The organism is Actinoplanes sp. NBRC 101535, from assembly GCF_030269225.1.
In the GTDB taxonomy this organism is placed as follows: Bacteria; Actinomycetota; Actinomycetes; order Mycobacteriales; family Micromonosporaceae; genus Actinoplanes; species Actinoplanes rectilineatus.
Map to the genome: position 1 here is coordinate 95,864 of NZ_BSSY01000018.1, position 25,058 is coordinate 120,921.

Genomic DNA, 25,058 nt, shown 5'->3' on the forward strand with positions numbered 1-25,058 from the left:
TGTTTTGATCGGGTGCACCCGCCGCAGCGGTGGGGCGGTGGGGCGGTAGGTGCACCCGGCTTTTTGATCGGGTGCACCCGCCGCGGGATTGAAGCGTGGGCGGGCGGCGAGCGCACCCGATCGCGTGATCGGCAGGCGCCTTTTGGGGCATTAGTGCGTATTGCATTTTATAGGTGCATTTCGGGGGCGGCGAGCGCACCCACGTGTCTTCGTACCTGCACCCGATCAAGGGTTTGGGGGCGGTCGCCGTCCCTTTCGGGGTGGTGGTTGTGCCCGATCGCTTGATCGGGTGCGGCCACCACTGGGTCGTGAGGTGGGTAGCGGTGAGGGCACCCGATCAAGCGGTCGGGTGCGCCTGCCGCCTGCCGAGGCGCGGACGGACTGGCGGACGGGCTGACGGGCGGACGGGCGGACGGAGGGGCGGACGGGCGGAGGGGCGGAAAGCGAACTCGATCGCGTGATCTGCCGCCCGCCCCTCGGCACTCGCGGGTTTGGGGCGTGGCGGGGGCGGTGACCGCACCCGATCACGTGATTGAATCCGTCCGCCGTCCGCCGTCCGCCGTCCGCCGTCCGCCGTCCGCCGTCCGGCGCTCGACGCCCGTGGGTTTGGGCCGTGGCGGGGGCAGTGGCCGCACCCGATCACGCGATTGGGCGCGCCTGTCGCCGGGCCGGGCCGACGTGGGCGGGGCTGGGCCGAGGCGGGGCGGGGCTGGGCGGGACGGGCCGAGGTAGGGCGGAGACGGGGCTATGGAACGGGCGTGGGGGAGAGGACTCCGCGGCGGATCAGGGTGGTCACGGCCTCTCGGCCGGCCCGGTTGGCGCCGACCGTGGACTGGGACGGACCGAAACCGATCAGGTGGATGCGCGGGTCGGCGGTCACCGCCGTGCCGGTCAGCTGGATGCCGCTCTGTTCGTTGCGCAGGTGCAGCGGGTCCAGGTGTGCCAGGGACGCCTTGAAGCCGGTCGCCCAGAGGATCGCGTTCACCGAGGTGAAGGAGCCGTCGGCTTCGCGGACACCGTACGGCTCGATCGCGGTGAACATGGGCCGGCGTTCCAGGGCGCCCCGGTCTCGGGCGGCCTGCGCGTACGGGGTCCAGATCAGACCTGTGTAGGAGACCACGCTGCCGGTCGGGCGGCCCGCCTCGACGTCCGCCGTAACCTTGGCGATCGTGTCGCGGCCGGCGCCTTCCGGGGTGAAGTCGCCGTCCAAGAATACCGGTTCGCGGCGGGTGTACCAGAACGTCGTCGCCACCCGGGAGATCTCCTCGAGCTGTTGCAGCGCCGAGATGCCGCCGCCGACGATCGCCACCCGTTTCCCGGCGAACTGATCGGCCGACACGTAGTCGCGGGTGTGCACCTGCGGTCCGGTGAACGTCTCCTGACCCGGGTAGTGCGGGCGCACCGGGTTGTCCCACGTGCCGGTGGCGTTGATGACGGCATCCGTGACCCAGTTTCCCCGGTCGGTCTCGACGGTCAGGCGTTCGCCCGGGCCCGAGTGGACGGCGGTGACCCGTACCGGACGGAGGATCGGCAGGCCGGACGCCTGCTCGAAGCCCGCGAAGTATCGTGGCACGGCCGTGCGGCTGGGTTCGTCCGGGTCGAGGGGTGGTTTCGGGAACCCGGGCAGGTCGAAGATGCCGTTGACGGTGGCCATCCGCAGCGACTCCCACCGCTCCCGCCACGCCCCTCCGGGTGCCTGCGCGGCGTCGAGGATGACGAACGGGACGCCGCGCCGTTTCAGGTGGTATCCCGCCGACAGTCCCGACTGTCCGCCCCCGATGACCACCACGGTCGTGCTGCGTTCGTCCACGAGCATGCCAACCCGCATGATCACCGGGTTATTTCACCGGCGGAAGGTGCGGCGGTACGTCTCCGGTGGCACTCCCAGTTGCCGGCTGAAGTGGCGGCGCAGGGTGGTGGCGGTGCCCATGCCGGTGCGGGCGGCGATCTGCTCCACCGACAGCGCCGACGTCTCCAGCAACTCTTGAGCACGGTGGAGGCGCTGGGTGAGCAGCCACCGCAGTGGGCTGCTGCCGGTGACCGCGTGGAAGTGGCGGGCCAGGTTCCGTTCGCTCATGCCGGCCCGGCGGGCCAGGTCACGGACGGTCAACGGCTCGGTCAGGTGCTCGACGGCCCACGGCAGCACCTGTTCCAGGGCGTGGGTCGGGCCGTGGGACACCGGTGCCGGGATGAACTGGGCCTGTCCGCCGGTCCGGTGCGGCGGCACCACCAGGGTGCGGGCCAGGGCGTTCGCCACGGCGGTGCCGTGGTCGGTGCGGACCAGGTGCAGGCACAGGTCCATGGCGGCGGACTTGCCGGCTGACGTCAGCACGTCACCCTCGTCGATGTAGAGGACGTCCGGGTCGACGCGTACGCCGTGGTGCAGGGTCCGTAGCAGATCGGTGTGCGCCCAGTGTGTGGTCGCGCGGCGGCCGTCCAGCAGCCCCGCCTCGGCGAGCACGAACGCGCCGGTGCACAGTGCCGCCACCCGCGCGCCGGCCCGGTGTGCCTCGCGGACCGCCTCGACCAGGGCCGGCAGTGATGCCGTCTCGGGATCCCGGATGGACGGGACGATCACGGTGTCCGCGGTGACCAGCGCGTCCAGCCCGTGTCCGATGCCGGCCCGCAGCCAGCCGCCGACCAGGCCACCGTCGTCGCCGCAGATCCGGAAGTCGTACCACCACGATGCCAGCTCCCGGTCGACGCCGAAGACTTCGCAGGCGGTGGCCAGCTCGAACAGCGGGGTGCCGTCGGTGACGGCCAGGGCGACGGACGGCATGTCTGAAACTGTACGGGCCATGGCGTTCCGGACACTGGTTCGGCCGGGTCGTACCGGCCAGGCTGAACGGCGTGAACAAGCGAGTAGCCGTCCCCGGAGCGGGCGGGCACACCGGCACCTTCGTCCAGGCCGAACTGCGGTCGCGGGGCCTCACCCCGATCCCGTGCGACCGGAACACCGACCTCGACCAGGCGTTCCGGCAGGCCGACGCGGTGATCAACTGTGCCGGGCCGTTCGCGGCGACCGCCCGGCCGACGATCGAGGCGGCGATCCGGGCGGGCGTCCCCTATCTGGACGTGACGGCCGAGGTCGAGGTGATCGGCGAGACGCTGACCGATTTTGCCGACGCGCCGATTCCGATCGTGCCGGCGGTCGCCTTCTACGGCGGGCTGGGCGACCTGCTGGCTACCGCACTGCTCGGGGACGGATCAGGCGCGGAGCGGCTGCTCATCGCGTACACCCTCAGTGATTGGCATCCGACCCGCGGGACGCGCGCCACCGGGCTGGTGTCGGCGCAGCGCCGCGGGGGTCGCCGGATCGTGTGGGCCGGTGGTCGCTGGGTGTTCCGGGACGGGGACGCGCCGGTCACCACTTGGGCATTTCCGGACACGGAGCGGACGGTAGTGGGGGAGTTCACGATGGCCGACAGCGTTACCGTCCCGGCTCATCTCACCATTCCCGATATTTCCACGTTCATGACGATGAATGCCGTCGCCGACCTGCGTGATCCGGACACCGGTGCACCCGTCGCGGCCGACGAGTCCGGGCGCTCGGCGCAGACGTTCCTGGTCGACGTGATCGCCGAGACCGGCGGGACGCGACGGCGGATGATCGCGAGCGGACGTGACATCTACGCGATCACCGCGCCGCTGGTCGTCGAGGCGGCCACCCGCATCCTGGACGGCACGGGCGCCGCGCCGGGTGCGATCCCGGCCGGCGCCCGCTTCGACGCCGAGGACTTCCTGATCTCTATCGGTCCTCAGCGGTTGGTCCTCGATCGTCAGTAGACGACCTTGACCCCGGCTTCCTTGCACGCGGCGGTCAGGGCGGCACCGGCCTTCTCGGCCTCCTTGGTGTCGCCGTCCTCGACCGGGTTCGCCGAGGCGGCGCCCTTCGCGGCCTCGTCAGCCATCTGCTTCATCGCGGTCGCGACGGCGCTGTCGCCACTGCCGGCCGCCTCGCTGAGACCCGTGGCGAGCTGGGTGTAGAGCTTCTTGCCCACCTCAGGCGTCACATCGCCGCCGCTCTTGAAGACCTCGAGGATCTCGTTCTTGAACTCCTTGCTGACCTTCTCAGCGGCGGCGCAGAGTTCCTTGTCGGAAGCCGCGGGGGCGGCGGCAGCGGCACTGGTGGTGGCCTCGGCGGCCGGAGCGGCGGCCGAGGTGGTGGCGGTGGGAGCGGCGGCGTCGGTCGACGTCGTGTCGGTGCCACCACAGGCGGACAGGGCAAAAACGGACACGCCGATAAGGATGGCGGAAATACGTGCGTTGATCACAGGCGCGGACGGTAGCCGATGCTGTCAAGCACGGTTCACAGTGGAATTCTCCGGCGATCCGGGTGCGACGTCCGCCTCCGCTCCTTTGCGGGTACGCGCCGCGCCGACTCCCGTGGCCGCGGGCGACGCGAGGCCTCTGCCCGCTCCCGCCCGCTGCCCGCGATGCCGGCTCCGATCAGTGGTCCCGCTCGTGGTCAGACCTGGTCAAACGCCGGTTCAGCAGTGTGCGGGCGGCCGGCCACTCGTCGTCGACCAGGGAGTAGAGGACGGTGTCGCGCCAACTGCCGTCCGACCGTCGACGGTGTTTGCGCAGCACGCCCTCACGGGTCGCGCCGATGCGTTCGATGGCGGTCTGAGCTCGTACATTAAGAATGTCGGTGACCAGGGTGACCCGGACCGCGGACAGGGTCTCGAAGGCGAACGTGAGCATGAGAAGTTTCGACTCGACGTTCGCGCCGGTGCCCTGCCACGCCCGGCCCAGCCAGGTGTAGCCGATCGTCAGACTGCGCAGCCCCGGATCCGGGTCCGCGAACGACGTCGTCCCGGCGAACGCGCCCGTGACGGCGTCGATCTGCGCGTAGGGGAGCCGTGTGCCGCGGGCCCGGGCGGCGAGCGCCGACGTGATGTGTGCACGGGCGTCGTCCACGGCGGCCGGAACCGTCAGCGCACCGCCGGCGGGACTCTGCCAGCGGAAGATGTCCGCCGACTCCTGTGGGGTGCCGGCCGCGGCCAGGTATCCGGGGGCGTGCTCGATCGTCAGCGGTTCCAGGCGGATCCGGCGGCCGGTGAGGGTGGGCAGCGCGAACCAGAGATCAGCATCGGTCACCGCCGGATGGTTCCAGTTTTCGCGGCGGTTGTCTCTCAGAATGGGCGTGACCAGGGGCTGGCCAGGGCGCGCTCGAGGATCGGCCGCAGCCAGGGTTGGGGGGCCTGCGTTTGGAGGGTGCTCAGGGCGTACCCGAAAAGGTCGCCGTCCGGGGTGAAGAGTCTCGATGCCGTCAGGGGTCCCGGGCCGGTGCGCTGGGCCTGGAGGCTGCGGCGGGACGGGTGATATGCGGGGTACGCCCAGATTTCCCACGGCAGCGGCGCCACTCGTGGCCCGGGGCCGGCGTCCCACACCTCGCCGGTCTGCGGATGCCACGGGACCAGGACGATGTCGGCCTCCGGAGCGGAGCGTCCGGGACCGGCGAGCGCGACAGTGCACGGGGTGGACGGCGATGAGGGCTGCGGATGCAGCACGTCGAGCGCCGGCCGGAAGACCTCACTGAGCACCCCGCCGGGCAGCTCGATCGGACGGCCGCCGGAGTGCGCCAACAGATACGCGAGGGCGTGCCCGGCCGCCGCCTGCCAGATCGGGTTCCACCAGCCGGGTTCGTCGACCGGCGGCAGACCGGGGCGGGTGGCGACCAGCTCGTCCCAGGTCAGGACCGGTGCCACATCGTCGCCGACCGGGCGGGTCGCCTCGGCGTGCAGCCAGACGACCTGCCACTCGCCGCAGTCGTCGACGCGAGTGGCCACCGGGGTCCGGCAGGCTTCACAGAGCAGATTGGGGGTGCCGGCCCCGGCCACGCCACAGCACCCATAGCCGTCGGCGACCGGGACGATGATCGTGCCGTGGACGTCGCCGGGAGCCACCGCGACGCCGCGATCCGGGTCGGCGGCGTAGGTGCCGTGTGCCATCAGAGTGTCGTCGAAGGGGTTGGCGTACCGCCTGCGGGACTGGATCGGCAGGGCCACCCGGGACAGGGGGACGGTGAGGACGGCGTCACAGCCGTGGCAGGTGAAGACGGTCAAATTTACTCTCCGGCCTGGGGGTTCGGACGGTAGTCGATGCCGTCCATCAAGATCAAAGTAGACTCCCGTCCTCGTGAGATCACGTATCAGCGTCCTGGTCGCCACTTCGGCGATCCTTCTGTCCGCCTGCTCCGGCAATTCCTCCACCGAGACGGCCCCCGATCCGGCCGTCTCCAGCGTCGCCCCGGCCGCCGCGGGGGCCGCCGAGGCCGGCCGGGTCGGCGAAGCCGGCTCCGACTGTCCGATGCCGATCAGTGTCGGCCTGGCCGAGGGCTACACCGCGAAGGCTGTGGTCCTGTCCGAGGACGACGAGCTGGCCGCCCTCGCCCGCCGCGGCACCCTCACCATGGTGTGCGAGATCGACGCCAAGCCGGCCGGCAACATCGGCTACCTGCGTGTCTACACCGGCAAGGGCACCGACCTCAAGACCACGCTGACCGCCTTCATCGGCGAGAAGGCGCTGACCCCGGCGTTCACCGAACTCACCATCGGCGGGCAGCCGGCGATCGAGGCCGTCTACACCGAGAAGAGCCAGCTCGACGACACCATCGAGCCGGAACGCGCCTTCGTCGTCAAGGCCGGGGACGGCATCACGGCGGTCTCCCTCGAGAGCCTGGACGGCGACGAACACCAGGCGATGCTGCCGGCCTACGAACTCGCGAAGTCCGCCCTGAAGCTCACCGCCTGACAGTCGGACTCGGTCCGGGCGCCGGGTCGTCCCGCATCGAGTCGTGTCACGTGTCCGAGGGGTCCGGCGCGTCGGGTCGTCCCGCATCGAAGCGCGTCACGTGTCCGAAGGGCCCGGTAGTCGAGTTATCCCGCATGTAGAGCCATCCGGTGCATCGATCGCCCGTCACGTCGTGGTGTCCCGTGATCGTGCCGCCCGCCTGATGAGGGGCGGTCGACGCACCCGAACCGCGATCGGGGACGCCCACCATCCCGACAAGGGCGGCAGTCGCACCCGAACCCTTGATCGGGTGCGGCTACCGCCCCAGTCGCGTCCGGCCGCTCCCGATCGAGTCCCGTAGCCCGGTCCAGCGAACCACCGGCATCACGACGAGAGCCGGGAACCCGCCCAGCCGTTGCTGACGGCTGCCCAAGCGATGCAAGTCCTTGCTGACGGCTGCCCAAGCGATGCAAGCCGTTGCTGACGGCTGCCCAGGCGACGCAAAGTCGTAGGTCTACGTCCGCGATACCGCTGTTCTCGACTGTCCCGCCGTTGCCCCTCGCCCGTCATGCCGCGGTTCTCGACTGGAAACCGCCGTCGTCGATCACCAAGCAGGCTCTGCCGTCGTCAACGGCTGAGTTTGGCCTTCTGGTCAGCCGCGATTGACGGCTCGGGCTGTCGGGCCGTGGGCTGTGGTCGGTTGGTGGGCTGAGTGTGGCCGTGGGCGACGGCCGGTGTCGGTGAGCCGTCGTTGAGGGCTGATTTTCGCCTCCTGGTCAGCCGCGATCGACGGCTCGGGCGGTCGAGCCGTGGCCTGTGGTCGGTTCGCGAGCCGGAAACGACCACAGGCGACGGCCGAGCGACCGTAAGCCGTTGCGGGCGAACACCTGTGACGGCTGGGCTGCCTGTGACGGCTGGGCTGTCGACTGTGGCCCGTCTGCGCGCCGAAAGACGACCCTGGAGCACGGCTGGGGTGGGCTCGGCCGTCGTGTGTGGTTCCTGGGGAGGACTGGAGCGACCGTGGGCGAAGAACCGGCCGGATGACGGCAGGTGTTCGGACGCCGGCGGAGGTCTCCCGGCACCTGGGCCCGGCGGACGCTCCGGTGAGCTCGAGTGGCACCCTGATCGCGCGGCAGCCACGGTTCTCCCGCCGACGCGTACAAGATGATGAGACGACGGCGGCTGACGCGCCGCACGCGGGTCTCCACCGCCTTGCCCGCGCCGTTAGCGCAGCGTCAGGCGGAGGCGGGCGACCGGGATGGCGGATCGTCAGCGGCGCAGGTGGGACTGCAGGACCAGGGCGGCCGCCCCCGTGGCCGAGGCCGTCGCCGCGGCCAGTGACACCGTGACGGTGACCGAGCGGCGCCAGGTCCGGGCGTCTGCGGCGGCCATCCGGCGCTGGATGGCCGGGCCGTAGACGAAGCTGGCCGCGGCGAAACCCGGTCCGGTGAGTACCACCAGGTCGATGTCGAGCAGGTTGACCACCGATTCGGCGGCCGCCGCCACGTAGCGGGCGGAGTCTTCGAGCAGGGCCAGGCAGCGTGGGGCTCCCGCCCATGCGGCGCGGGCGACGGCGGCGAAGTCGGCGGGGACGCTGCGGCGGCCGGTGGGGTCGAGGCCCGCTTCGGCGGCGGTGGCCGGGTCGGCGAGGGCCGCGGCTGTCACCGTTCGTGGGCCGGCCAGCACTTCCAGGCATCCGCGGCTGCCGCACCAGCATTCCGGGCCGTCGACCTGGACGCAGACGTGGCCGAATTCGCCGGCTGCGCCGTGGCCGCCGCGCATGGCCCGGCCTTCGACGATGATGCCGGCGCCGAGCCCGCCGCCCATGTAGAGGGCGGCGAACGCCTGTTCCGGTCCGACCCGGGCCACCCAGTATTCGCCGATCGCGGCGGCGGTGGCGTCGTTCTCCACCAGTACGGGCCAGCCGGTCGTGGCGCCGAGTCGCCGGCCGAGGTCGTCGGGGTCCCAGCCGCGTAGCCGGGGTGGGCCTTCCTCGGTGGAGCCGCCGCGCGGGCCGGGCCAGACCACGCCGATGCCCAGGCAGCGGGCCCGGTCGACGCCGGAGCCGGCCAGGAGTACGTCGACGTCGGCGGTCAGGTCGGCGAGGAGGGAACCGGAGACGTCGGTGGCGGGCCGGGCCAGGCGGGAGATGACGCCGCCGGTCTGGCCGGTCAGGACGTACGTGGTGGTGTCCTGGTCGAGGTAGACGCCGACGGCGAGGCGGGCGGCCGGGTCGAGGCGCAGCAGGGTGCGGGGTTTGCCGCCGGTGGGGGCGCGACCGGTTTCGACGACCAGGCCCTCTTCGAGGAGGCGGCGGACGGTCATCGAAACGGCGGCTTCGGTCAGGCCGGTCAGCGCGGCCAGTTCGACCCGGCTGAGCGGTTCGGACGCGCGGATGGCGTCGAGGATGCTCTCGCGGGCGCCGGGCCGGCGGGCGCGGCCTGGTCTGCCGTTCGGCGCGGCGTCGCCGACCGGTTGTCTCACTCGGTCACCACCCTGTCAGGCAGATCGGCCACGGCCGTGGCGCGCACGAGCAAGACGCGATCCGGGAACATCACCGGCAGCCGCAGGCCGGAGGCCCCGAGGGTGCGCCCGGTGAGGTGGACGCCCTGCGGCGTGCACCAGGGTAACGCAGCGCCCCAGGCTGCGGCGTTCCCGTCCGCCACGTCGCCGGGCGGTTGCGGGCGGACGTGGTAGCGCAGGCCGGGGTCGAGTCCGGGCAGCGGCACGGATCCCGGCGGGTAGGACGCGCTGGTCGCGGTGGCGATCACCATGAAGAGCGAATCCGAAAAATCCGGCGCTACCACCCCTGTCACGCTATAGGCGTCATCGGCTACGTCGGCATGCACCAGCGTCCCCGAGTGCAGCAGCCCCCGCACCGACTTGTAGAGCGACACCCACCCGGCCAGCGAAGCCGACTCTGCCGCCGACAACCCCGACAGATCCCATTCAATGCCGAGGTGTCCGAAGATGGCGGTCCCGGCCTGGAAGGCGAGTGGCAGCGCCCGTTGTGTCGTGTGCGCCACCGGCGATCCCACATGAGAACCCATCAATTCCAGGGGTACGAGAAGACTCGTCCACCGCTGAATCGGAACCCTCTCGTGCGCGTCGATGCAATCCGACGCCCACACCCGTTCGGTCCGTTCCAGGATCTCCAGGTCGACCCGCCCGCCCCCGGACGAACACGACTCGATCTCGACCGCAGGGTGCCGTTCCCGCAACGTGTCCAGCAGCCGATAGGCGGCGTAGGTCTGGTCGTGAACGCCCGCACGCCCGTTCAGCGGATGCCCGGCGTCGACCAGGTCCCGATTGTGGTCCCATTTCAGATAGGCGATGTCATAGGTGCTCAGCAGGTCGTCCAGCCGCTGCAGGATGTAGTCGAAAGCGGCCGGATTCCCCAGGTCGAGAACCTGTTGGGAACGGGCCGGCGGCGGCAACCGTTCGCCGGCCGCCATCATCCATTCCGGATGCTCCCGGGCGACGTCGGAATCGGGGTTCACCATCTCCGGTTCGACCCACAGGCCGAATTCCATGCCGAGTCCCCGGACCACCTCGATCAGCGGGTGCAGTCCGTCCGGCCACACCGCGTCGGAGACCACCCAGTCGCCGAGCCCCGACGTGTCGTCCCGCCGGGAACCGAACCATCCGTCGTCCAGCACGAACCGTTCCGCGCCGACCTCCGCGGCGGCCCGTGCGAGCGCGCTCAGCCGGTCCAGGGAATGGTCGAAGTAGACCGCCTCCCACGTGTTCACCACGACCGGCCGGTCCCGTTGCGGATGCTGTGGTCGGGCCCGCAGATGGGTGTGGAAGCGTTCCGAGATCCCGTCCAGCCCCCGGTCCGACCAGCACCCGTACAACCACGGTGACGTGTAGGACTCGCCGGCCGCCAGACCGATCTCGCCGGGCAGCAGCAGTTCCCCGCCGCCGAGCGCGGAATGCCCGTGGTAGTTGCGTTCGGCGAGGGTCCGCGAATTCCCGGAGAACGCGGTGTGCAGCCCCCACACCTCGCCGTGCCGATTGCCGAATCCGGGCGTTCCGGCGCACATCAGGAACGCGTTGTCGTATCCCGTCCGGCCGGTCCGGTTCTCCCGCAGCCGCAATCCGTGCGTGAACGCGGTCCGCTGCGGCGCCCGTTCCCGCAGATGATGTCCGGTGAAGTCGAGCAATTCCGTGGCCGCCGCCGGCACCGGCAGGAACAGTGTCAGATGTTCGAGCCGATAGATCCCGTCGCCGGCATTCGTCAGCGTCGCGCGGGTCCGGACCACCCCGGCCGGCCGCATCTCGATCTCGAGGTGCAGCGCCAGCCGGGCATCGTCGTCAAAGCTTGTGAGGTGTACGCCGTGCGCCTGCCGAAGTACCTCGACGGTCCGGAACGCGCTGGACCAGGCCCGCCCGCCCCGGTGCCCGGCGAGTCCCGGATGCCCCAGCCAGCCGGTCGACTGTTCGGGGAGGATCGCCGGGCGGACCGTCCCGTCGGCGGAGAAGCCGATCGGTTGCGGCGCGACGGCCAGTGCCAGCTCGGCCAGGTCCTCGTCGCCGGGGTCGGCACCCCAGTGCACGACGACGGGCAGTCCGGGCCCGCGGCAGTCGAGGACGAGGGCCGTCCCGGCGGCGCTGAGCCGCAGCAGCCCGCCCTCCGCGGTGTTCGTTCCGGGCCGCATCGCGCCTCCGCTCCGCCGTCGTTGACCTACTTCGTTCAGTAGCTTAAGAATGTTAGCGGCCCGGCCGTTTCTGACGAGGGAGAGCCGCGATGCTCAAGATCGAGCTGCATGAGGGCTGGACGGTCCGAGCGGTCGGCGGCCGGGTGCCCGAGACGATCGCCGGTGCCGTACTGCCCGCCGCGGTCCCCGGCACCGTGCACGTCGACCTGCTGGCCGCGGGCCTGATCGACGACCCCTACCGGGGCGTCAACGAGAGCGCGCTGACCTGGTTCCACCGGTCCGCCTGGCGTTACGAGACGGTCCTGACCGCAGCCCCGGCCGAGCCCGGCGAACGCGTCGACCTGGTCTTCGACGGGCTGGACACGGTGGCGACCGTCGAGTTGGACGGCGCCGAGCTGGGACGCACCGCGAACATGCACCGGGCGTACCGGTTCGACGTCCGCGAGCTGCTGAGCGCCGACGGCGTACCCCTGAATGTGCGTTTTGATTCCGCCCTTGAGCACGCCGAGCAGGTGGAGAAGGAGATCGGCGCGCGTCCGAGCGCCTACGACCACCCGTTCAACGCGATCCGCAAGATGGCCTGCTCGTTCGGCTGGGACTGGGGCCCCGACCTGCAGACCGCCGGCATCTGGAAGCCGGTACGCCTGGAACGCTGGCGGACCGCCCGGCTGGCCGCGGTCCGCCCACTCGCCACCCGGGACCGGCTCACCGTGCACGTCGAGATCGAGCGGGACGCCCCGGCCGACCTCGTCGTGGTGGTGAGCGTGCTGGGGCGTACCGAAGAGGTCGCGGTGACCGGCGACCGGGCGACCGTCACGATCGCCGTCCCGGACGCGCCCACCTGGTGGCCGGCCGGGTACGGCGACCAGCCCCTGGTCCCGGTCGAGGTGACACTGCGGGCCGGGGACGAGACGCTGGACGAGCACCACGCCCGGGCCGGGTTCCGCGACGTCCGCCTCGACGAGAGCCCCGACGAGATCGGCAGCCGGTTCACCCTGCTGGTCAACGACGTCGAGGTGTTCGTGCTCGGGCTCAACTGGATCCCCGAGGACCACCTGCTCACCCGGATCACCCGCGCGGACCTTGCCGCGGCGGTCGACCGGGCCGTGGCCGCCAACGCCAACCTGCTGCGCGTCTGGGGCGGCGGCATCTGGGAGTCCGACGACTTCTACGACGTCTGCGACGAACGGGGCGTGCTGGTCTGGCAGGACTTCCCGCTGGCCTGCGCGGCGTACGCCGAGGAGGACCCGATCCGCGCCGAACTGCTCGCCGAGGCCCGGCAGAACGTCACCCGCCTCGCCCCGCACCCGTCGTTGGCGGTGTGGAACGGCGGCAACGAGAACATCTGGGGCCACGAGGACTGGCACTGGAAGCCCCGACTCGGCGACCTGACCTGGGGCGCCGGCTACTACTACCGGGACTTCCCGGAGTTGCTGTCCGAGCTGGACCCGACCCGGCCGTACCACCCCGGCAGCCCGTCCAGCCCGGGACACGACCCGGAGGTGGTGCACCCCAACGACCAGCGGTACGGCACCCGCCACGAGTGGGAGGCGTGGAACCGCGAGGACTACACGTACCACGACGGGTTCGTGCCGCGTTTCTGCTCCGAGTTCGGCTGGCAGGCACCCCCGGCCTGGGCCACCCTGGTCGCCACCCTCGACCCGGGCGACCTGCGCAAGGACTCGGACGCGTTCCTGCTGCACCAGAAGGCCGAGGACGGCAACGGCAAACTGGAGCGCGGTCTCGCCCACCACCTGCCGATCCCGGACGACTTCGCCGCCTGGCACTGGGCCACCCAGCTCAACCAGGCGCGGGCGACGGCGTACGCGATCGGCCACCTCCGTGGGCACGCGCCACGGACCATGGGCAGCATCCTGTGGCAGCTCAACGACTGCTGGCCGGTGACCTCGTGGGCCGTCGTCGACGGCGAGAGCCGCCTCAAACCCGCTTGGTACGCCCTGCGCCGGGCGTACGCGCCAAGAACGGTCTCCTGGCAGAACCGCGACGGGGGCACCCGGCTCGTGGCGGTCAACGACACCGATCTGCCCTGGCGGGCGCCGGTCGCGGTGCGGCGGCTGCGGTTCGACGGCACCGAGCTGGCCGCCACCGAGGTCAGCCTGCACGTCGCGCCCCGGTCGGTGCAGGTCCTGAACCCGCCGCCGGCGCTGCTGGCCGCGGCCGACCCGGACCGTGAGGTGCTGGTGGCCGACGCCGGGGAGTTGCGCGCCACGCACCTGTTCGCCGAGGACACCGTGTTGCGCTACGACCCGGCCGCGGTCCGGGCGCACACCGTGGTCGTCGACGGCGGATACTCGGTCACCGTGACCGCCGCCTCGTTCGCCCGTGACGTCGCCGTGCTCGCCGACCGGGTCGCCCCGGACGCGGTCGTCGACGACATGCTCGTCGATCTGCTGCCCGGCGAGACGCGCACCTTCACCGTCACCACCGAGGCGTCCGTCGACGCGGAGGTCTTCTCCGCGCCGGAGGTGCTGCGGTCGGCGAACGCCCTGGCAGCGCCCACCCGGGTCGGCTGAGATGACGGCCGGCGGCCTGATCGGGCTGGTGCTGACCGGCGACGCCGCGCGGGTCGGCGTCGAGCCGTTCTTCATGGAGCTGATCGCCGGCATGGAGGAGGCCCTGGCACCGGACGGGGTCACCGTCCTGCTGCTGGTGGTGCCGGACCGGGACGCCGAACTGGCCACCTACCGGCGCTGGGCCGGCGACCGCACCGTACGCGCGGTGGTCGTCGTCAACCTGGTGCACGACGACGTGCGCCCTGCCCACCTGGCCCGTCTCGGCCTGCCCGCGGTGCTGGCCGGCCGGTCCGGTCCGCCGGGGTTCGCCCGGGTGGTGACCGACGACGCCGGGGCGATGACGGCGGCCGTCGACTTGCTGGCGTCCCTGGGCCACCGGGTGATCGGGCGGGTCAGCGGGCCGGCCGACCTGGTGCACACCACGGACCGGTCGTCGGCGATGCTCGCCGCGGCGGGCCGGCACGGCGTACGGGTCCGGATCGTCGAGGGCGACTACAGCGCCCGTTCCGGGGCGGACGGGGTCCGTGAGCTGCTCGCCGGGGAACCGGCGCCGACCGCGGTGGTCTTCGACAACGACGTGATGGCGATCGCCGCCGAGCACGAGTTGCAGCGTTCCGGCGTGCCGGTGCCGGGGCGGGTGAGCCTGCTCGCCTACGACCACTCGCCGCTGTGTGAACTGGCGGTGCCGCCGCTCTCCGCGCTCAGCATCGACGTGCACGAGCACGGCCTGACCTTGGGCCGGGCCGTGCTCGCCGTGCTGGGCGGGGCCGCTCCCCGGGAGATCCCCGGCCCGCCGATCCGCGTCCTGCGCCGGGGGAGCACCGGCCCCGCACCGGTCAGTTGCTGACCAGCACCCGCGTCGAACTCATCCCGGACAGCTCCTCGACCAGCTTGGTCGCGGTCTTGAGGACCTCCCGTTCGCGGCCCTCCTCGCTGAAGTCGCGTCCCGGCCGGTGTACGACGACGAAGTTCTCCGCCTTGTGCACCAGGCGCAGCAGGTCGGCGACCGCACCCGGGTGCTCCCGGCACAGCTTCACCGCGATCCGCAGGCGACGCTCGGTGGTCCCGGCACCGGCCAGGTACTCCGGCATCCCGGCCTCCCAGGCCGGCGGGTAGACGAGGTACCCGGCGGGCAGGTGACCCGGGCCGCCGGCCACGGCGAGGACCTTGGTGCGGTCGGTCAGCAGCGGCGGCGCCTTCACCCCGGTGTACGCGAGACCGACGACGGCCAGCGCCACCAGGATCCCGAACGCGAAGACCGGATTGCCGGTGCCCGCCGTCACGATCATCGACAGGGCGGCCAGGACCAGCCCGCCGGCCACCACCGCACCGCCGTGACCGCCGTCCGAAGCGCGCCGCCTCGACTCCGCGATGCACTTGTCGATCACACTGTTGAGCAGCGCATCGGTGGGCTGCCAGCGGTCGTCCCGCGTGGGCACCTGAGGTGTGGTCGACGGCGTGGTGGGCACGGGTTCCCCTTCCGTGGCTCGCAGAGCCCCGAGAGATCGGGTCCGGGATGACCGCGATGTCTCCGGAATTGCAGCGGAGATCGGTTGTCCGGGGGCACCGCTGAAGGGGTTGTGCGTTGTATTACGGGTGCCGGCCCACCGAGGCGGCCAGCACGGTCGCCACGGCCACGCACGGCACCACGAAGAAGAGCCCGAACACCCCGTGCTCGGGCAGCAGCACCAGGGCCAGGCCGGCCGCGAGCACGTTCGCCAGGGTGGCCAGAATGATGATCACTTTGCGCCGGGTGGACCAGACCGGCGGCGGCTGCGGCGTGTCCGACCAGCCGGCCACCAGCACGTCGAACGGATCGGGGCGGAGGTCGTCGAACGCGGCCCGGGTCAGGCGGAGCCGGTTGCAGATGTCCACGACGCCCGGGGTGTCACGGACCAGTGCGGCGGCGACGGCCCGGACGTGCGGTGCGGTGACCGAGCCGGTCAGCGTCACCACCCGGTTCTGCGTCTCGACGGTGATCCGTTCCTGCCGCAGTTCGGGGCTCTCCAGTAGACGCTCCACCACCTGGCCGGTCAGGCGCAGGTCGGGGTCGCTCGCCGCGCCGGTGCCACGGTCGAACCACGAGCCGTCGTCGTAGGGAAGAGGCCACACAGGTCAGTCACTCCGTACTCGCCGTCTCCCGGTGTGGGGTGGTGCGAACCCCACACCGGGCGACGGCGCCCGAAACCGGTACGCCGCCACCGGGCGCGGTCCCTGAAGTCTTGGACGCCCCCGCGACGGTTCCGACCCGGTTCCATGACAGCCGGATGACGATTACCGTTCCTCAGCCGCAGGCGGTGCCGTTCAGCTTGACCGCGGCCGGGGCGGACGCCGTGCCGTCGGCGGTGAACCCGATGGTCACCGCACTCGCGGCGGGCAGCGACGGCGAGTGGGACGGTGCCGCCGCGGTAACTGTAGTACCGCTCTGTGTGACCGTTGCGTTCCACCCACTGGCGAGGGTGACACCCGACGGCCAGGTCCAGGTCACCTGCCACGGGTTGACCGCCGCGCCGCCGGTGTTGGTGACCTTCAGCGAGCCCTGGAAGCCGCCCGCCCACGAACCGTCCTGGGTGTACACGGTGGTGCACTTATTGGAGGGCGTTGGGCTTGAGGGGTCTCCACCGGGCGCGACCGGGGCGACCAGATACGGCTGCAGGATCGCCTGCTTCGCTGTGTTGATCGTGGTCCAGTCGTCGTTGGCGATGCCGCCGGTGTCGCCGGAGTTGGGGTTCCACGCCCAATAGGTGAAGGACATCCCATTGGTGTACGCCATCAGACTCTGCAACCACACCTTGTCGATGTCACTGGCCAGGGTGGTGCCGAACTCGCCCATCATGATCGGGGCGATGTTCTGCTTGTAGAGGTAGCCCCAGTATTTGTCCCAGATGGCCGGCATGTTCGCCGGGTACGTGGGGTCGTCGAACCAGGCCTGGTGGTAGACGCTGGTGGCGTACTCGTGCGGGGAGTAGACCAGCCGGTTCGCCACGTTCAGCCGGACCGGGAACTCACCGGCCTTGGACAGGTTGCCACCCCACCAGCCGCAGTCCTCGTCGTTGCCGGGGTCGTTGTCCCAGACGTTGGAGAGGCCCCCGCTCGGGCAGCTCACCCCCTCCACGAAGATCAGCCAGTTGGGCTGCACCGACAGGATCGCGTTGCCGGCCCGCTCGGCGGCCAGCCGCCAGTCCCGGGCGGTGTCGCCGCACCCCCAGCAGGAACCGGTCGCGTTCGGGTTGGTGCCCTCGGCGTGCGGCTCGTTGTGCAGGTCGGCGCCGATCACCGTGGTGTTGCCGGCGTAGCGGCGGGCCAGTGCCTGCCAGTTCGCGATCCAGGTGCTCTCCGGGACCGCGGCGGTGTACCAGAGCGCGGTCTGCCCGGCGGCGGTCGGCCGGTGCCGGTCCAGGATCACCCGCATGCCCTTCGACCCGGCGTGCTCGATGACCTTGTCCAGGATCTGCAGTGGGGACAGCCCGATCAGATCCGGGTTGACGTAGTCGTTGATGCTCGTCGCCGCCGCGTCGCTCTTGAGCGCGTCGTCGGAGAACGGGATGCGCAGCGTGTTGTAGCCCAGCGAGGCCATCGTGTCGACCTGGTTGCGCCACGGGTTGCTGGACCAGAGGCCGTGGAACGTCTTGTTGTCGGTCTCCATGCCGAACCAGTTGATGCCGGTGAGCCGGACGGTGGCCCCGGTGCTGTCGACGATCTTGTTGCCGCTGGTGTGCAGATAGCCGGTTCCGGTGCCGGCCGCGGAGGCCGGGCCCGCACCGGCGACGATCGCGACGACCGAGGCGACGGCGACCGCTGATCCGGTGAGCAGCGCTGAGAGACGGCGGGGAAGGGGCATGGGGGACTCCTTCGATGACGGTGGATGTCCATCGTGACATGGGAGCGCTCCCATTGGTGGTTCTTCCTCTCATCGCGTACGCCGCACAGCGCTCCGCCCCCGCAGAGCCCCGGCTAAGTCCCACCGGGCGCGTGCCGACAAGGCAGGCATGGAACGTCGCATGATTGGCGTGCTCCGCTGGCTGGTGCTCGGCCTCAGCCTGAGCTTCGCCGTCATGCACCTCGCCCGGCTCTACCCGGTCACACCCCAGTGGGTGACCGCCGTCCTGATCCTCGGCGTGTACGGCGGCGCCACCCTGCTCGTGCTCCTCCGGGCGCTCCGACATCCGGTCCGGGCCGTCGCCTGGCGCTGGATGGCCGCCGGACTGTTCTGCTACACCGCCGGGACGACCTACTCCTGGATCCACACCTGGAACGGCGCGATCCTGCCGTTCCCGTCGCCGTCCGACATCCTGTGGCTCAGCTTCTACCCGCTCGCCTACATCGGCAGCCTGGAATTCCTCCGCGAACGCGACACGCCCCGCCGCACCCTGCTCGACGGTGCCATCGCCGGACTGGGCGGCGCCACCGTCTTCTCCGCCTTCGTCGTCGACCTGCTGATCGACCCGGCCGGCACCGGCGGGCTCGCCAACTACGTCGCCCTGGCCTACCCCCTGGGCGACTCGCTGCTGGTCGGCACCCTGCTGGCGCGGGCCGCCCTGGGCAGCTGGACCGGCGCCCCCAGCGCCCTCATCATGGCCGGCTTCAGCACCTTCATCGCCGCCGACACCGGCTACATCTACCAGGTGTCGCACGGCAGCTACGACCCCGGCTCGATCGTCAACCTGCTGTACGTCCTCGGCCTCGCCATGATCGGCCAAGCCGCGTGGCAGCACCCCACCCCGGTCCGTCCCGCCCTCGACGACCACCACCGCCTCGGCGCCTCGGTGATCTTCGCCTGGGCGACCCTGGTCATCCTCCTGCTGGGCAACCGGGTACGCCTGTCCGCCCTCACCGTGGGCCTGGCCGGCCTCAGCCTGATCATGGTGGTGCTGCGGACCATGGTCTCGATCCGCGAACTGGAGGCGGTCAGCCGCGCCCGCCACCTCGAAGCCCGCCGCGACGCCCTGACCGGCCTCGCCAACCGCAGGGCCGTGATGGAACACCTGGACGGCCTGCTGGACCGGCCCGACCCGCCGCCGATCGCGCTACTGCTGATGGACCTGAACCGCTTCAAATTCGTCAACGACACCTACGGCCATCAGGTGGGCGACCGGCTCCTGGAAGCCGCGTCGGAACGCCTGCAGCAGACGACCCGCGCCGAGGACGTCCTCGCCCGGCTGGGCGGCGACGAATTCGTGGTGGTGCTGGCCGGCCCGCAGGTCGCCGAGCCGGCGGCGGCCGGCCTGGCGACACGCATCCGCGAGCGGCTGTCCGGCCTGTTCCACATCGAGGGCCTGGACATCGAGATCGACGTGAGCATCGGCATAGCGCTGCGCTCCGGCGACGACGACGCCAACCTGCTCCTCCAACACGCCGACATCGCGATGTACGAGGCGAAGCGCGCCGGCGGCGGCCACATGATCTTCCACAGGCGCTTGCTGGACGTCCCGCCGTCGATCGACACCCCCACCCCGGCCGTCCCGCCGTCCCCCTCACCGGCGTCCTCCTCGCCGGCCTGACAGACCCCACCCCGGCCCGCGTTTCCGCGCCCGCCTGACAGACCACCCCGGCCCGCGGTTCCGCGCCCGCCTGACAGACCGTCCCGGCCCACGGTTCCGTCCTCTCGCCCCGCGCTCCGCCCACCTCGCGTGACGGCCGTGCTCCTGATCCGGTGCCGACTCGGGCTACGCATGGCGCTCATTCCCGCGCGGATGTATCAGCGGGTCCACGACAGCAGTCTCTTCGGCGAGGAACCGCCGACGATCCGAGGTCTGCCATGTCGCACCTGATCGAACTCGCGGTGCGGGCGCTGTCCACCGCCCGCGCAGCCACCCGCGCCACCGGCCATGAGGCGCCCGCCGTCGAGGCGGCGCACCTGAACGCCACCGGTGTCCGTGCCCAGCTCTCCCAGGACCGGGCTGAGGAGACCGCCGAACGTCTCAGCGACGCGGACCCGGGCGACGACGGCCTGCTCGGTGAGATCCGGGACTGGTTCTTCGACCACCTGTCCTGACATCGCTCTGTCCCGAGATCGCCCTGCTTCGAGATCGCCCAGTCCTGAGATCGCCCTGTTCTGACATCGCCCTTCGTTCGGAAAGGAACGCGGAGATGGCCCGATCGCACACCGCCTGGGGAATGTTCGCCGCTCTGAAGATGCTCGGCGCCGATGACCGAGGAGAGTCCTACCGATTCTGGTTCGAGGCGTGGCCCCTCGAACCCGGCGAGCACGCCCTCCAGGGCTGGCGTGCCGTCCAGCTCGGCTCGTCGAAGGTGGGCCGGTACGGCGAGGTGGTCGGCAACCTGGTCCTGACCGGCCGCCGCATCCTCTGGGAGCCGACCGCGAGTCACCGTTCCGGGTACGGCCCGGACGGCCGCAAGGCGACGGTCAACCTGCTCGCCCGCCTCGGCGAGTCGCTCTCCCCACGAGTTCCGCTGCAGTGGCGCCTGCCCGGGGTCGCGGCCACCGGCCTGCCCCACCGCGAAGCCGTGGCGATCACCGACCACCGGGGCACCAGCGCCTCCTTCAGCTTCACCCCGCACCCGCTGGGGCCGGGTGATCCGCTGAAGCGGGCGGCCTTCCTCGACCGTCTCCAGCAGGTGACGAACGGTCAGAGCGGCGTCTCATGACCGGCTCCGGCAGGGGGATGGTGGTTCGGTCCGCGTGCGGCGCGCTCCACCACCTCCTCGCCGGAGAGCGGACTCTTGGGGTGATGGGTCAGGCAGAGCGGTGACTGCACCTTGACGAAGGACGCACTCTCGATCGTGGCGTAGAACTGGCCCGTCCGAAGACGGCCCACATCGGCGATGGCGCTGCCCTTCGCCCGGGCCATCTCCTGCGCCGCGTTGATCTGTGCCGGGCTGTTGAGCAGGCCGAAGAACTGGGTCGCGGCGTTGCCGGGGATGGCGTTGTGCAGGCCTTTCGGCTGCTGGGTGGCGAAGATCAGCCCGAGGCCGTACTTACGGGCCTGGGAGGCGAGCGCCAGCGTGCTGTGGGTGCAGGGCGTCATCGCCCCGGACGGCGCGAGGGTCTGGGCCTCGTCCATCACGAAGAGACCACCCAGTGGACGGTCACCGGCCGGATGGCGTTTGATCCAGGCGAACAGCCCGATCTGGAGCTGGTTGACGAAGTTCTGCCGCTGCTGATCGTCCGGCAGGCCGGCAAAGTTGATCACCGAGACCCGGGCCCGGAACCCGGGCGACGGCGTGAGCAGGTCTCCCGGGTCCGCGGGGGCGCCGTCGCCGCCGAACATCCGGTCGTTGACCGTCTCCGCCCGGAGCAACTGGGCCATCCTCCCGGCGAGCTTGGGGGCGTCGGCGATCCGGCTCACGTCCTCGGGGAGATCAGCGAGGGCGCCGATGAATGCGGTCAGGCTGTTGCCGCCGTTCCGGGCGTACCCGATTAGGGCCTCTCGCAGGACGGCCCGGCCGAGAACCGCCTTGTCGGTCTTGCCGTCGACCTTGGCATGCGGGGCCAATGCGGCCAGGGCGGCGTCGATACCGGCCTCGAACGCGTCCGTGTCGTCCAGGATGTCGGCGAAGTCGGGGAGCGGCTGGAAGCTGAGCGGACGGCCGCTCACCCGGTTGGGGGTCCAGACCACGACCTCGGTCTCGCGGAGGTACTCCTCGGAGCGTCGCCGGTCGTCGCTGGTCCACGCGTCCGGCGGCACGGGCCAGGGGTCACCGAGGCGGGCCAGGTCGTTGTTGGGGTCCAGCACGATGGCCGAGACACCGCGGAGCGCGCACTCCTCGACCAGGCGCCGGATCAGCACGGTCTTGCCGGATCCGGAACCCGCGAAGATCGCGATGTGCCGCCGGAACGCCTCGAGGCCGAGGGCGACGGTCTGTCCGCCGTCGACGGTCTTGCCGACCGGGACCGACCGGGCGTCCGCTGATGGTGTGCGTGTCTCACCCTTGGGAGGGGGCGCAGGCGCCGGAGTGTCCGGCGTGGTCGGTGCAGCCGGAGCGACGGTGGCAAGTGCCTCCTGGAGCACACCGATCGTGGCTGCTGGCCGCCGGCTGCGGAACCAGGGGAGCAGCGCCTCCGGACCATGTTTGGCGAGCAGCTCGCGGAGGGCCGTCAGTCGTCTGATGTCGGCCTCCTCGAACGGCAGGGTCACACCACCGGCCTCGTCGAAGTCCCGGATCACCTCCCGGGTGCGGATCCCCTTGCCCCACGGGTTCGACGCCAGATTGCGCAGCAGGATGAGCCGCCGCTTCTGGACGCCCTTCGTCAGGCCGGCGGTGGTCACCGCATTGCGGACCCGGTTGAGGATGGCGATGTGGTGCGGCGAGCTCACCGCGCGGAAGGCCCAGTGCTCCTCGTCCTCCGCGGAGGCGTCCTCGTCGGTGTCGTTCAGACTCCGGCGCAGGCGGCCGTGCAGGGTCGGCTTGCCACCGGCCTGAGGGTCGATGCTGAACTGTTCGGCGGCGTCGCCCTGTTCCGCGATCCAGGCGGTGAGGCCGGCGGTGAGCAGCGCCGGAACCACGGCGTCCTCGGTGTCCTTGTGGACAGCCGGGTGTGGGTCGGCCTGCCGGATCAGCTCAGCGTAGTGGGTGTCGACGCCGTCCAGGTCGAGGTCGGTGCTCGAGGCTCGGGCCGGGACGGGCCGGGCGGCCGGCTCGGTGCGGGCGGTGTCCTGGGCGTCAAGCCGCGTGAGCTCGGTGACCTGCTCGGTGGCCAGGCATGCCCGGACGTGCGTGTCGACCGTGCGGAGCAGCTCGCGGGGGGTGTAGCGGTGTCCCAGGGCGAACGCCTCCGGACGGACCGGCCAGCTCGGGTAGGGCGGGGTGAAGCGGGCCGCCGCGAACAGTGGGGCGAATCGGCGTTCGATCAGTTCCCGGGCGAGCTCCGGGGTGGGGATGCGGCGCAACGGCGCGGCCTCGCGGAACCGGTCCTGCACGGTGTCGGTGGCCTCGGTGATGATGTCGGTCCAGGTCTGCGGCAGGCAGGTCACCACGGACAACGAACGGCGGGTGGTCTCCCGCAGGGACATCAGCCCGCCGGCGATTTGCTCCAGCAGCAGCGCCTGCTGCCAGTCGACGGCCCGGTCGCTGCGGGCATTGGTGGCCTTGGCGGACTGGGAGATGAGCAGATCGATCTGGTCGACGGCCAGGACCGAAGGGCCGGTCAGGGCGAGCAGCCGGGAGATGTCCCGGACGACCTCCTGCGCCGACCGCTTGCCTCGGCGCATCCCCCACGTGGCCCGGTCGCCGGCCTCCTCCTCGTCGTTGGAGCACAGGAACTCGTAGCCGATGTCCTGCGCGCGGGAACTCTCGGCGGCGCGCAGGGCGAGCGCCCGGGCGGTGTCCTGGGCGTCGATGCCGACCTGGCGGTTGTGCTTGCGGATGAGATCGACGAACGCGTCGAGGCTCGGCCGGTTGAGGTCGGCCAGCCCGGTGACGGCCCGCCGGACCGACCGCGGCGCGCCGACCACGTCGACCAGACGGTTGAGGAAGACCGCCAGCTGACTCTCGCCACCGTCCACCGGCCGGTCCAGCCCGTCGAGCACCGACAGGGCGGTGCTGCGCCAGAAGGCGCTCGTCTCGAGCAGACTGATCAGGAAGAAGTAGCCGCCCTCGGCCTGTACCCGCTCGCGGACGGCGCCGAGGAGGTGGGTCTTGCCGGTGCCGCGCTGGCCGAGGATGGCCACGCCGATGGGGCTCGACTCGGTGGTGTCCCTCGCCTCGTGCACACCGTCGAGCACGGTGCGCATGACATCACGCTGGAGACCGTCGACGTGGAACGGGGCCGACCGCCAGACGTCGTCGGGGGTGGGCGCCCAGTTGAGGCGGAGGGCGGACAGAGCACGCTGCTCGTCGGCGTTCATCAGGACCGGACGGCGAGCAGGTGCATGTCCTGGTTGCCGATGCGGACCGCGGCGGCGCGCTGCCCGGCGGTGAGGACCTTCTGGTTCGACTCCGGGACCAGGTGGACGTCCGGCTGCCGGTCGAGGTCGAGCAGGGCGGTGTCGAAGTCGTCGCGAGACACCCCGGGGAGGGCGGCGCGCAGGTCCTCCAGCATCACGTACACGTTCGGACCATGCGCGAGACCGTCGTAAGCCACCCGGATCTCCGAGCCGACCGTCCGCTCCACCTCGCCCGTGTCCGTGTCCGGAACGGTCACGGGAGCCGCGGTCGGAGCGGCCACCGAGCCGAAGAAATCGGCCGCGGAGAGATCGTGGTGATCGAGGTATTGACGCAGGAAGCCGAGCAGCAGATAAAGCGTCCCGCCCAGGGCGCCGGCCCGCGGCGGAATGTCGGCGGACAATTCCTCGATCGCGCGCGCCCAGCCGTTCTCGGTCAGCTCGAGAACGAGCGGCTTGTCGGTCACCGTGATCAGTTTCCGGTCACGGAGATCATCACGCTTGGGCTTGTCGAGGCTGATCTTGACGGTGTCGGCCAGGAACGTCCGGGGTAGCGGACTCGCCTTGATCATCAGGGCGACGAGTGTCGCCCGCTGGGCGAGAGTGAGTTCCTTCTCCGGCATGCTGACGTGCCCCTCTCGGGCGTGACGCCCGTTTCGCTCAGGCTTATGCCTTATGGTGGCGACATTGATGATCGAATGGCGGCCGAAGCCCGGCTCACGATTGTGCCGATGTCCCGGATGGCTGCGCAAGGCTCGCCGGGGTGCTGCAAAAACCCGACACGAACACATTGTCGATCTTCGAATCTGCAGCTCACGGATTGCCGGGCGGTCCGGGTGGCGGCCATCGACAAAAAGGCCATTGTCATTCGACCGGTCGGCATGCAGCATGACCCGAGCGAGCGCCCGGCCGCTGCGCTTTCCCGGCTGATGGAGGTTGATGACGGTGCCGTCCGAAGTGGTGCGTTACCAGGTGGACGACAAGACCGTCGCCCGGTTCGAGTTCGAGCCCGCGCCGGGCTTCCGCCCGGCCGGTGTCGCCGGTGGTGTCGCCGGAATGGTGCGGGAGGCGGCCGCGCCCTCGATCGAGGCGGCCCGGGCGGTGCTGGAGCAGGCCAGGGCGCTCGCCCCGGACGCGGTCCAGGTGAAGTTCGGGGTCAAGGTCACCGGCGAGGCGAGCTGGGTGGTGGCGAAGGCGGCGAGCGAGGCCAGCTTCGAGGTCACCCTGACGTGGCAGGGCGACGACGCCGTCTCCGGTCTCGCGACCGGCGCCTGACGGCGACC

20 protein-coding genes are annotated in these 25,058 nt (G+C 71.1%); 8 read left to right on the forward strand and 12 right to left on the reverse strand.

What is annotated here, in order from left to right; translation table 11 throughout:
• Nucleotides 1-745 precede the first annotated feature (745 nt).
• Together QSK32_RS35970 and QSK32_RS35975 are read right to left on the reverse strand one after the other, a co-directional pair.
• Nucleotides 746-1,828: a flavin-containing monooxygenase gene (locus QSK32_RS35970; protein WP_285474486.1), complete on the reverse strand. Its 1,083-nt coding sequence runs from the start codon at nucleotides 1,826-1,828 to the stop codon at nucleotides 746-748.
• A gap of 15 nt (nucleotides 1,829-1,843) precedes the next feature.
• Entirely contained in the window at nucleotides 1,844-2,779 is a 936-nt protein-coding gene (locus tag QSK32_RS35975) for a helix-turn-helix domain-containing protein (protein ID WP_045744031.1), read from the reverse strand.
• 71 nt (nucleotides 2,780-2,850) lie between these two features.
• On the opposite strand from QSK32_RS35975, the gene QSK32_RS35980 reads away from it, so the two are divergent.
• A complete protein-coding gene (locus tag QSK32_RS35980; RefSeq protein WP_285474436.1) occupies nucleotides 2,851-3,786 on the forward strand; it encodes a saccharopine dehydrogenase NADP-binding domain-containing protein in 936 nt (311 codons plus the stop codon).
• On the opposite strand, the gene QSK32_RS35985 is transcribed toward QSK32_RS35980, so the two are convergent.
• The 3 genes from QSK32_RS35985 to QSK32_RS35995 form a co-directional block, all read right to left on the reverse strand.
• Nucleotides 3,780-4,238: a hypothetical protein gene (locus QSK32_RS35985; protein ID WP_285474437.1), complete on the reverse strand. Its 459-nt coding sequence runs from the start codon at nucleotides 4,236-4,238 to the stop codon at nucleotides 3,780-3,782. The genes QSK32_RS35980 and QSK32_RS35985 overlap by 7 nt on opposite strands.
• A gap of 211 nt (nucleotides 4,239-4,449) precedes the next feature.
• The gene (locus QSK32_RS35990) at nucleotides 4,450-5,100 is read right to left on the reverse strand and encodes a GNAT family N-acetyltransferase (protein WP_285474438.1); all 651 of its coding nucleotides are present in this window, start codon (nucleotides 5,098-5,100) and stop codon (nucleotides 4,450-4,452) included.
• 35 nt (nucleotides 5,101-5,135) lie between these two features.
• Complete coding sequence (locus QSK32_RS35995) at nucleotides 5,136-6,068, reverse strand: hypothetical protein (RefSeq protein ID WP_045744027.1); 933 nt, start codon at nucleotides 6,066-6,068, stop codon at nucleotides 5,136-5,138.
• Between the two features lie 73 nt (nucleotides 6,069-6,141).
• Here QSK32_RS35995 and QSK32_RS36000 point away from each other — a divergent pair, with 73 nt between their 5' ends.
• Nucleotides 6,142-6,756 (forward strand): lipoprotein, encoded by a 615-nt coding sequence (locus QSK32_RS36000; protein WP_045744026.1) that lies wholly within the window; start codon nucleotides 6,142-6,144, stop codon nucleotides 6,754-6,756.
• 1,248 nt (nucleotides 6,757-8,004) lie between these two features.
• Here QSK32_RS36000 and QSK32_RS36005 read toward each other — a convergent pair.
• Both QSK32_RS36005 and QSK32_RS36010 read right to left on the reverse strand, forming a co-directional pair.
• Nucleotides 8,005-9,219 carry an ROK family transcriptional regulator gene (locus QSK32_RS36005; RefSeq protein WP_285474439.1) on the reverse strand — a complete coding sequence of 405 codons (1,215 nt, stop codon included), beginning with the start codon at nucleotides 9,217-9,219 and terminating at the stop codon, nucleotides 8,005-8,007.
• Nucleotides 9,216-11,396 carry an alpha-galactosidase gene (locus tag QSK32_RS36010; RefSeq protein WP_285474440.1) on the reverse strand — a complete coding sequence of 727 codons (2,181 nt, stop codon included), beginning with the start codon at nucleotides 11,394-11,396 and terminating at the stop codon, nucleotides 9,216-9,218. The genes QSK32_RS36005 and QSK32_RS36010 overlap by 4 nt, the downstream gene beginning before the upstream one ends.
• Nucleotides 11,397-11,485: 89 nt before the next feature.
• On the opposite strand from QSK32_RS36010, the gene QSK32_RS36015 reads away from it, so the two are divergent.
• Nucleotides 11,486-13,930, forward strand: coding sequence for a glycoside hydrolase family 2 protein (locus tag QSK32_RS36015; RefSeq protein ID WP_285474441.1), 2,445 nt, complete (start codon nucleotides 11,486-11,488; stop codon nucleotides 13,928-13,930).
• 1 nt (nucleotide 13,931) lies between these two features.
• Nucleotides 13,932-14,777 carry a LacI family DNA-binding transcriptional regulator gene (locus tag QSK32_RS36020; RefSeq protein WP_285474442.1) on the forward strand — a complete coding sequence of 282 codons (846 nt, stop codon included), beginning with the start codon at nucleotides 13,932-13,934 and terminating at the stop codon, nucleotides 14,775-14,777.
• Here the strand turns inward: QSK32_RS36020 and QSK32_RS36025 are convergent.
• The 3 genes from QSK32_RS36025 to QSK32_RS36035 form a co-directional block, all read right to left on the reverse strand.
• Nucleotides 14,767-15,399 (reverse strand): hypothetical protein, encoded by a 633-nt coding sequence (locus QSK32_RS36025; protein ID WP_045744022.1) that lies wholly within the window; start codon nucleotides 15,397-15,399, stop codon nucleotides 14,767-14,769. The genes QSK32_RS36020 and QSK32_RS36025 overlap by 11 nt on opposite strands.
• A 121-nt stretch (nucleotides 15,400-15,520) precedes the next feature.
• The gene (locus QSK32_RS36030) at nucleotides 15,521-16,042 is read right to left on the reverse strand and encodes a BON domain-containing protein (RefSeq protein WP_285474443.1); all 522 of its coding nucleotides are present in this window, start codon (nucleotides 16,040-16,042) and stop codon (nucleotides 15,521-15,523) included.
• Between the two features lie 172 nt (nucleotides 16,043-16,214).
• Nucleotides 16,215-17,771: a cellulase family glycosylhydrolase gene (locus QSK32_RS36035; RefSeq protein WP_285474444.1), complete on the reverse strand. Its 1,557-nt coding sequence runs from the start codon at nucleotides 17,769-17,771 to the stop codon at nucleotides 16,215-16,217.
• 160 nt (nucleotides 17,772-17,931) lie between these two features.
• On the opposite strand from QSK32_RS36035, the gene QSK32_RS36040 reads away from it, so the two are divergent.
• From QSK32_RS36040 to QSK32_RS36050, 3 genes are all read left to right on the forward strand, one after another.
• Complete coding sequence (locus QSK32_RS36040) at nucleotides 17,932-19,431, forward strand: GGDEF domain-containing protein (RefSeq protein ID WP_285474445.1); 1,500 nt, start codon at nucleotides 17,932-17,934, stop codon at nucleotides 19,429-19,431.
• A gap of 257 nt (nucleotides 19,432-19,688) precedes the next feature.
• Nucleotides 19,689-19,925: a hypothetical protein gene (locus tag QSK32_RS36045; RefSeq protein WP_285474446.1), complete on the forward strand. Its 237-nt coding sequence runs from the start codon at nucleotides 19,689-19,691 to the stop codon at nucleotides 19,923-19,925.
• Nucleotides 19,926-20,020: 95 nt separating this feature from the next.
• Nucleotides 20,021-20,539: a hypothetical protein gene (locus QSK32_RS36050; protein ID WP_157411180.1), complete on the forward strand. Its 519-nt coding sequence runs from the start codon at nucleotides 20,021-20,023 to the stop codon at nucleotides 20,537-20,539.
• Here QSK32_RS36050 and QSK32_RS36055 read toward each other — a convergent pair.
• The gene (locus QSK32_RS36055; protein WP_285474447.1) at nucleotides 20,521-23,739 is read right to left on the reverse strand and encodes an ATP-binding protein; all 3,219 of its coding nucleotides are present in this window, start codon (nucleotides 23,737-23,739) and stop codon (nucleotides 20,521-20,523) included. The two genes, QSK32_RS36050 and QSK32_RS36055, sit on opposite strands and share 19 nt — an antisense overlap.
• Nucleotides 23,739-24,398, reverse strand: a complete 660-nt coding sequence (locus QSK32_RS36060; protein ID WP_045744016.1) for a hypothetical protein — start codon at nucleotides 24,396-24,398, stop codon at nucleotides 23,739-23,741. The genes QSK32_RS36055 and QSK32_RS36060 overlap by 1 nt, the downstream gene beginning before the upstream one ends.
• A 316-nt stretch (nucleotides 24,399-24,714) precedes the next feature.
• Between QSK32_RS36060 and QSK32_RS36065 the strand changes: the two genes are divergently transcribed.
• Nucleotides 24,715-25,050 carry a CU044_2847 family protein gene (locus QSK32_RS36065; protein WP_245674057.1) on the forward strand — a complete coding sequence of 112 codons (336 nt, stop codon included), beginning with the start codon at nucleotides 24,715-24,717 and terminating at the stop codon, nucleotides 25,048-25,050.
• The last annotated feature ends 8 nt before the right edge of the window (nucleotides 25,051-25,058 follow it).